The organism is Nonomuraea zeae, assembly GCF_005889725.1.
GTDB classification, from domain to species: domain Bacteria; phylum Actinomycetota; class Actinomycetes; order Streptosporangiales; family Streptosporangiaceae; genus Nonomuraea; species Nonomuraea zeae.
Window position 1 is genome coordinate 87,780 of the sequence record NZ_VCKX01000012.1, and the last position, 6,527, is coordinate 94,306.

The following is a 6,527-nucleotide window of genomic DNA, read 5'->3' on the forward strand; positions in this document are numbered from 1 at the left end:
CCTTCACCGTGACGCCGGCGAATGCCGCCGCCTGGCCGATCGTGACGCCGTCCGCCATCGGCTCAGCCGGCCCCGTGCTCGTGCCGTGCCGGCGAGCTCGCGAACCGCGTCCGCGACCGCGCGGAAGTCCTTGCGCACGATCTTGCTGTGGTTGCTGGCAACCTTCGCACTCACCTTGATGTTCGGGTTGCGGGCGAGCACCGGGTCGAGGGTGGCGCAGATCTCGACGAGCTCGATGTTGCTCTGGGCATGCTGCTCGACGGACATGTTCGCGCACAAGTGCAGTGGACGCAGCACCGGGAACAGCCAGCCCCACCGGCGGAACAGCCCCCTGATCCGTTCGGGGGTGACGGTGTCGGTCCACCCCCACGGGTAGGCGCCGTCCACGGACACCATCCCCAGGACGCGGCCCGGATTCCGGCCGGCCCAGTGCAGCGCGACCGGCGCGCCGTAGGACCAGCCGACCAGAAGCGGCCGGTCCACGCCCCTGGCCGCGAGGGCGGCGTCGACGTCACCGACGTGCGCCTCGAACGAAGCGGCCTCGGCGATGACGCGCCGCCAGTACGTCTGGTCGGCGAACTGGCCGTTGAGGTAGACCGCGGGACGGCCGGGCCCACCTGTGTCGGTCACGGCCGGCGCGGTGTCGTCGACCGGCACCATGCCGGTCCAGTGGAGTCGGTCACTCGTTCAACGTGCACCCTGACCCGAGGTCAAGGTCAAACCTCAGGTCGGACTTGTGCGCCTCCGCCCATAGCCCGAGCGTGTGCAGCTGCTCCCGGAGGGAGTGCCCCAGCTCGGTCAGCGCGTACCCCACGCGCGCGGGCGGCGGGCCGGTCGTCGTGCGGCTGACGAAACCCGCCTCTTCCAGGGCTCGCAGGGTGCGGGTCAGCATGCGCCGGCTGATGCCCTCGATCGAGCGGTCCAGCTCGTTGAAGCCGTAGCCGCGCTCGGCCAGCAGGCGGATGACCGCAGGGCTCCATTTGTCGCCGATGTGGCGGAGCACGCCCGTGACCGGGCAGCTCTCGTACGTCGCGATCGTGACGACCGCGCCCGCAGGGGCCTCGACAGGGTCAGTGGACAAGAATGTGCCTTCTTTTCGCCGTGGGAGCGGACGGTCGAGGATCAGAATATGCACACGATCGAGTTGGGCGACGTCTCGGTGACGATGGTCCCGCACTTCCACAACCAGCCCCTCTCCCCGGCGGAGTTCTTCCCCGGCGGCGATCCGGACCTGTGGGAGGCGAACAGGTCCTGGCTCAGCCCGGCGCACTGGGACGCCGAGGCCGGCCGGGTGCGGGTGGCGGTGCAGTCATGGCTGCTGCGCAGCCGAGGCCGTACCATCCTCATCGACACCGGCCTGGCCGCCGGCACCGCCCGCCCCGGGGTTCCGGCCGGCGCCCCGCTCCCGGCCGCGCTGGCCGCGGCCGGCGTGACCCCGGCCGGCGTGGACCTCGTCGTCTGCACCCACCTGCACGCCGACCATGTGGGCGGAAACACGCATCTCGATGGAGGCGGCGAACGGGTCCCGGCCTTCCCCAACGCCCGGTACCTGTTCTCCCGGGCCGATCTGGACTTCTTTCATCCCAGCGTGCTGACCGAGGAGCCTGGTCGCAGCGCCATCGTCCACGCCGAGTCGATCGAGCCGATCCTGCGCTCGGGACAGGCGCTCGTCTGGGAGGACGCGCACACCATCGACGAGAACCTGGAGCTCGCTCTCGCGCCCGGGCACACCCCGGGACACGCGGTGCTGACGCTCGCGTCGGGCGGCGACCGGGCGGTCTTCGTCGGTGATCTGCTGCACGCGCCCGTCCAGCTCCTGTCACCTGACCTGTCCAGTTGCTTCTGCCACGACCCCGCCGAGGCGGCGCGGACCCGGCGCAGGGTGTTGCAGTGGGCCGCCGACCACCACGCGCTGGTGATCCCCGCGCACTTCGGCGGCGCCCGCGCCGTGGAGATCGAACGCGACGGCCGGGGCTTCGCACCGCGGCGCTGGGCGGGCTTCGCCGAAGAACCTGCCACCCGCTGACAACCGCCCCGGTGGGATCGGGCCCGGGACCGGCCGGCGAATCGGCTCGTGCCGTTCCGCGAGCACGCTAGGGTCGGGCGGCAGGAACGGGAACCGGAAAGCGGGGACGGGATGGCGTGGGCAGCCCGGGCGGTCGCCCTCACCATGGCCGTGGTGTCTCCTGCGCTCGTGGTCGCGGCGAGGCTGATCTTCGCGGACCTTCCGGCGGAGTGGCGGATACCGGGGACGGTCTCGCCGCTGACCGCGGCGGGGATGACCTTTCCCGCCATCGGCGCGTACCTCATCATGCACCGGCCCCGGCTCGGGCTGGCGTGGCTGATGTGCGTGGGCGGGCTCGGCGGCGCCGTCAACGACTTCTGCCAGTCGATGATGCTGGCTTCCGCGGCGCACGGGGACATCGCGTCGGCGGGGGTGCTCAGACTCTCGGCGCAGCTCGGCTGGGCGGTGTCCGGGCTCATGCTGGAGATGTTGCTACCGCTGTACTCCCCCGACGGCAGGTTGCCCTCGCGGCGCTGGCGGGCGGTGGTGCTGCTCGGCGTGGTGTCCATCGGCGCCGAGACCGCGCGCCAGTTCGTCCGCCCGGATCCACCCCTCCAGGGCTACCTGTTGCCCGTCGTCATCCACAACCCGCTGCAGCTCCCCTCCCTGGCGCCGTACTACCCGTTGCTGGGGGTGCTGACCTGGACGGCGATCCTGGTGACGATACCGCTGGCGGCGCTGTCCATTCTGCTGCGCTTCCGCCGGGCGGACCCCGTGGGCCGGCGCCAGATCGGCTGGCCGCTGCTGGCCTTCGCCGGATACATCGTGTGCATGCTCGTGGGCATCGCCGTGCCGGAGCTGGACTGGCTGCAGATCGTATGGGCCACGCTCATCCCCGTCGCGCTGCTGTTCTCGGTGATGCGCTACCGGCTGTACGGCATCGACACCATCATCAGCCGGGCCTTCGTCGCCGCGGGGCTGGTGGCCGTGGTCGGCGGGGTCTACTTCGGCGTGGCCGCGCTGTCGAGCCTGCTGGTGTCCGGGTTCGACCAGATCGCCGGGCTCGCCGCCGCCCTGTTCACGGGCGCGTTCTTCCAGCCGTTGCGCCGGATGCTGCAACGTGCCATCGACCGCCTGCTCTACGGCCCGGTCGGCGACCCGGACGTGCTCGCCGAGCGGCTGGTCCAGGAGGTGCGCCGGGGAGATCCGGCGCAGGCGCTGGCGGCGGTGATCGGCGTGCTGCGCGAGGGCCTGGCGGTGCAGGGGGTCGCGGTGGAGGTGCCCGGCGGCGAGCCGGGGCGCCAGGCCGGCGTGGCGAGCACGGTCAGCGGGCAGGTCGGCGACTCCCCGCGCGAGGTGCCGCTGGTCTGGCACGGCGAGCAGGTGGGGCGGCTGCTGGTCGGCCCGCCCACCCCGCGCCGCTTCCCCGCCGCGCACGACGAGCGGGTGCTGGCCACGCTGGTCCCGTACGCGGCCGACGTGGCGCACGCGCTGCGGATGACGGCCGATTTGCAGCACTCCCGGGGGCGCATCCTGACCGCCCGGGAGGAGGAGCGGCGGCGGCTGCGCCGCGACCTGCACGACGGCCTGGGCCAGACGCTCACCGCGATGGCCATGACCGTCAACATGGCCCGGCTCAACCTGAAGGTCTCCCCGGACGCGGCGGACGGGCTGCTGCGCGAGTTACGTACCGGCCTGGACGCGGTCACGGCCGACATCCGGCAGCTCGTGTACGGCCTGCGCCCACCGGCCCTGGACGATCTGGGCCTGGCCGCCGCCATAAAGGAGCTGGCCGGGCCGGTCGGCCCTGATACGGAGGTGAGCGCCGAGGGCGACCTGGCCGACCTGCCCGCCGCCGTCGAGGTGGCCGCCTACCGGATCGCGCAGGAGGCGCTGACCAACGTCCACCGCCACGCGCGGGCCACCCGCGCCCGGATCGAGCTGCGCCGCGAGCCCGGAGCGCTGCGCCTGCTGATCACCGACGACGGCGTGGGCCTGCCGCCGGAGCGCCGCCCGGGTGTCGGCCTGGCCTCCATGCGCGAGCGTACGGCCGAGCTCGGCGGGATCTGCCTCATCACCGGCGAGCCCGGGGCGGGCACCACGGTGGAGGTCAGGCTCCCCCTCCCCCGGACCGGCGCGCCACCGGCACTCCGTCACCGGACGGCTGATCAATCGTGACGGGCGGACCGCCGCTCAGGAACAGCGCTGCCGGGACCTCCCTGCCGGAAGGGCCTTCCGTCGCCGGTCAGCGAAGACGACCGCGGCGCGGCGGTGCGGCGCCTGCGGGCGGCACGTCCACGATCGCCGCCGGCCCGCCACCCGGGCCGTAAAGCCCGGCAAATGCCCGATTGCTGACCTGTTCGCAGGTGTCGCGCCGGCAGATAGTTATGACCGGCATCGCACGGAGGGCGGGCTCTCACCACATGAGATCTGCCCGCCTCTCCGGAAATCCAATGAAAGGGGTAAAGATGTCTCTGACCGCCAAAGGCTTCGTCGGTGGGATCGCCGCGGCACTGTTGCTGACGATCGGATCGGCGTCCGCCGCGCTCGCGTCTTCTTCCTCCGCGTCCGCCGGCAACGTCTGTGTGACCGTGGTCTCCCCTTCGCACCAGATCTGCGTTCCGGGGACACCTGGCTACACGGCGGTGAAGGCGACCGTCTCGGGTGCGTACAACTGGAGCCCGTACGCGGTACGGCTGCAGCCGGCCGAAGGGGTCAGCGTCGGCTGCATCAGGCCTGGCAGCACGGTCACCTATCCGCAGAACGTCGCGATCGCCGGCATCCAGGTGCTCTCCAGCGCCACGTGCGTGGTGTAGGGGTTCGAGGCTGACAGGCAAGAGGACCTTCCGGCGGCTGCCAAGCCTGCTCCGCCGGAAGGTCCGGAGGGACCCGCACCGGGGTCACACGAGACCGGCCAGTTTCGCGATCTCGTCGAGGACGTCCCGCAGCTCCCGGTCCGGCACCCACGGCAGCACCGCGATCTCGTCGGCGCCGGCCTGCCGGACCGCCTCCGCGTACGCCTGGAACGCCTTGGGCGTGGTGTACGGGATGCCGTAGACGTATCTCAGCTCCGCCGGATCACGACCTGCGGCGGCGCACTCGTCCCGCAGCCGGTCCGTCGTGGAGCCGACCTCCTCCACCGGGAGCATCCAGCTGATCCAGCCGTCCCCGTGCCGGGCCGCGCGACGCAGCGCGCCGAGGCTCTGGCCGCCGACGATGACCGGCGGGCGCGGCTGCTGCACAGGCTTGGGCCATGACAGCACGTCGCGGAAGGAGACGAATTCGCCCTCGTGGGTGGCGGGGTCGTCCTGCCAGAGGCGGTTCATCGCCGCGAGGTAGTCATCGGCCCGTGCTCCCCTGCGCTCGAACGGGATGCCGAGCGCCCTGAACTCCTCCGGGGACCAGCCGATGCCGATCCCCAGGTCCAGCCGTCCGCCGCACAGGTGGTCGAGGGTCGCCACCTGCTTCGCCAGGACCAGCGGGTTCCGCTCGGGGAGGATGAGGATGCTGGTCCCCAGCCGGATCCGGGTCGTCGTCGCCGCGGCCGCCGCGAGGACGAGCAGCGGGTCGTACCATCCCTTTCCGGGCGGAAGCTGCGGGACTCCGTCGGGGCTGTAGGGGTAGTTAGGGGCGTACTCCGCGAAGAGCACCACGTGCTCGGGATGCCAGAGGCTGTGGAAGCCGAGCTCCTCCAGGTGCTTCGCCGTCCGCCCGGCGTCCTCCAGCGTGCTCCCTGGCTGTCCGTCGAACAGCGCGATGAGCCCCAGATTCATGACTACCGCCCTTCTTGGACGCTGCCAGGCTACGCGGCGGCGGTTCGGCGGCATAGTCGCCCGGGCGCGTCACTCCGGGTCCGCCGCCGGAGGGCGTCGGGCCGCCGGCCGTACGCACGACCGGCAGCTCCGCGCGCGCCGCCGCTAGAAGAAGCCGGACCGGGGAGCCGTGACCTCGATGGTGTCCTTGACCAGCGCGAGCGCCGCCCCCAGCGGGCTCGAACGTCCCCCGCTCACGATCACGTCGCCCGCGTCCGGGCAGCCGAACACCACGGCCTTCTCCGGCCCGGCGAGCGCGTGCAGGGGGTCGCCCGGCTCCGCCTCCTCCAGCCGGACGTGGACGAGGAGAGGCCGATCGGCGTGCGCGCTCGCCACGGCCCGCAGGCGGCGCCCCCGGGAGCGCGCGCCGAGCGCCGCGCCGGCGGCGTCCGCGCCCACCGCCTGCGCCCGCACCTCGACCGACGCCGGATCCCATCCCCAGGTCAGCGCCGCCAGCAGCCGCACCTTCGTCGCGGCGTCCGCACCGGACAGGTCGGAGGAGGGATCCGCCTCGGCGATTCCCCGGCGCTGCGCCTCCCGGATCGCCGCAGGCAACGAGTCGCCCTCGGCGAGGCGGTCGAGGACGAACGTGACGGTGCCGTTCGGGCACGCCCGGATCGACTCGCAAACTCTTATACACATCTCCGAGCCCACGAGACCCTAAGACATATCGTATGCCGTCTTTTGCTTGAAAAAAAAAAAAAAAAAAA

At 72.1% G+C, this 6,527-nt stretch carries 7 protein-coding genes; 3 read left to right on the plus strand and 4 right to left on the minus strand.

Annotation, left to right across the window (positions count from 1 at the left end):
• Positions 1 to 3 precede the first annotated feature (3 nt).
• Both ETD85_RS06280 and ETD85_RS06285 read right to left on the minus strand, forming a co-directional pair.
• Positions 4 to 660 carry an alpha/beta fold hydrolase gene (locus ETD85_RS06280; RefSeq protein WP_138688647.1) on the minus strand — a complete coding sequence of 219 codons (657 nt, stop codon included), beginning with the start codon at positions 658 to 660 and terminating at the stop codon, positions 4 to 6.
• 19 nt (positions 661 to 679) lie between these two features.
• Positions 680 to 1,081, minus strand: coding sequence for a winged helix-turn-helix transcriptional regulator (locus ETD85_RS06285; protein ID WP_138688648.1), 402 nt, complete (start codon positions 1,079 to 1,081; stop codon positions 680 to 682).
• A gap of 48 nt (positions 1,082 to 1,129) precedes the next feature.
• On the opposite strand from ETD85_RS06285, the gene ETD85_RS06290 reads away from it, so the two are divergent.
• The 3 genes from ETD85_RS06290 to ETD85_RS06300 all read left to right on the plus strand — a co-directional run bounded on the left by ETD85_RS06290 (position 1,130) and on the right by ETD85_RS06300 (position 4,821).
• Entirely contained in the window at positions 1,130 to 2,026 is an 897-nt protein-coding gene (locus tag ETD85_RS06290; RefSeq protein ID WP_138688649.1) for an MBL fold metallo-hydrolase, read from the plus strand.
• Between the two features lie 111 nt (positions 2,027 to 2,137).
• Positions 2,138 to 4,183: a sensor histidine kinase gene (locus ETD85_RS06295; RefSeq protein WP_138688650.1), complete on the plus strand. Its 2,046-nt coding sequence runs from the start codon at positions 2,138 to 2,140 to the stop codon at positions 4,181 to 4,183.
• A 290-nt stretch (positions 4,184 to 4,473) separates the two neighbouring features.
• Positions 4,474 to 4,821, plus strand: coding sequence for a hypothetical protein (locus ETD85_RS06300; RefSeq protein ID WP_138688651.1), 348 nt, complete (start codon positions 4,474 to 4,476; stop codon positions 4,819 to 4,821).
• An 84-nt stretch (positions 4,822 to 4,905) separates the two neighbouring features.
• Here ETD85_RS06300 and ETD85_RS06305 read toward each other — a convergent pair whose 3' ends face one another.
• Positions 4,906 to 5,778 carry an LLM class F420-dependent oxidoreductase gene (locus ETD85_RS06305; protein ID WP_170246527.1) on the minus strand — a complete coding sequence of 291 codons (873 nt, stop codon included), beginning with the start codon at positions 5,776 to 5,778 and terminating at the stop codon, positions 4,906 to 4,908.
• A 144-nt stretch (positions 5,779 to 5,922) separates the two neighbouring features.
• Positions 5,923 to 6,471 carry a hypothetical protein gene (locus ETD85_RS06310; RefSeq protein ID WP_206058125.1) on the minus strand — a complete coding sequence of 183 codons (549 nt, stop codon included), beginning with the start codon at positions 6,469 to 6,471 and terminating at the stop codon, positions 5,923 to 5,925.
• Positions 6,472 to 6,527: the final 56 nt, after the last annotated feature.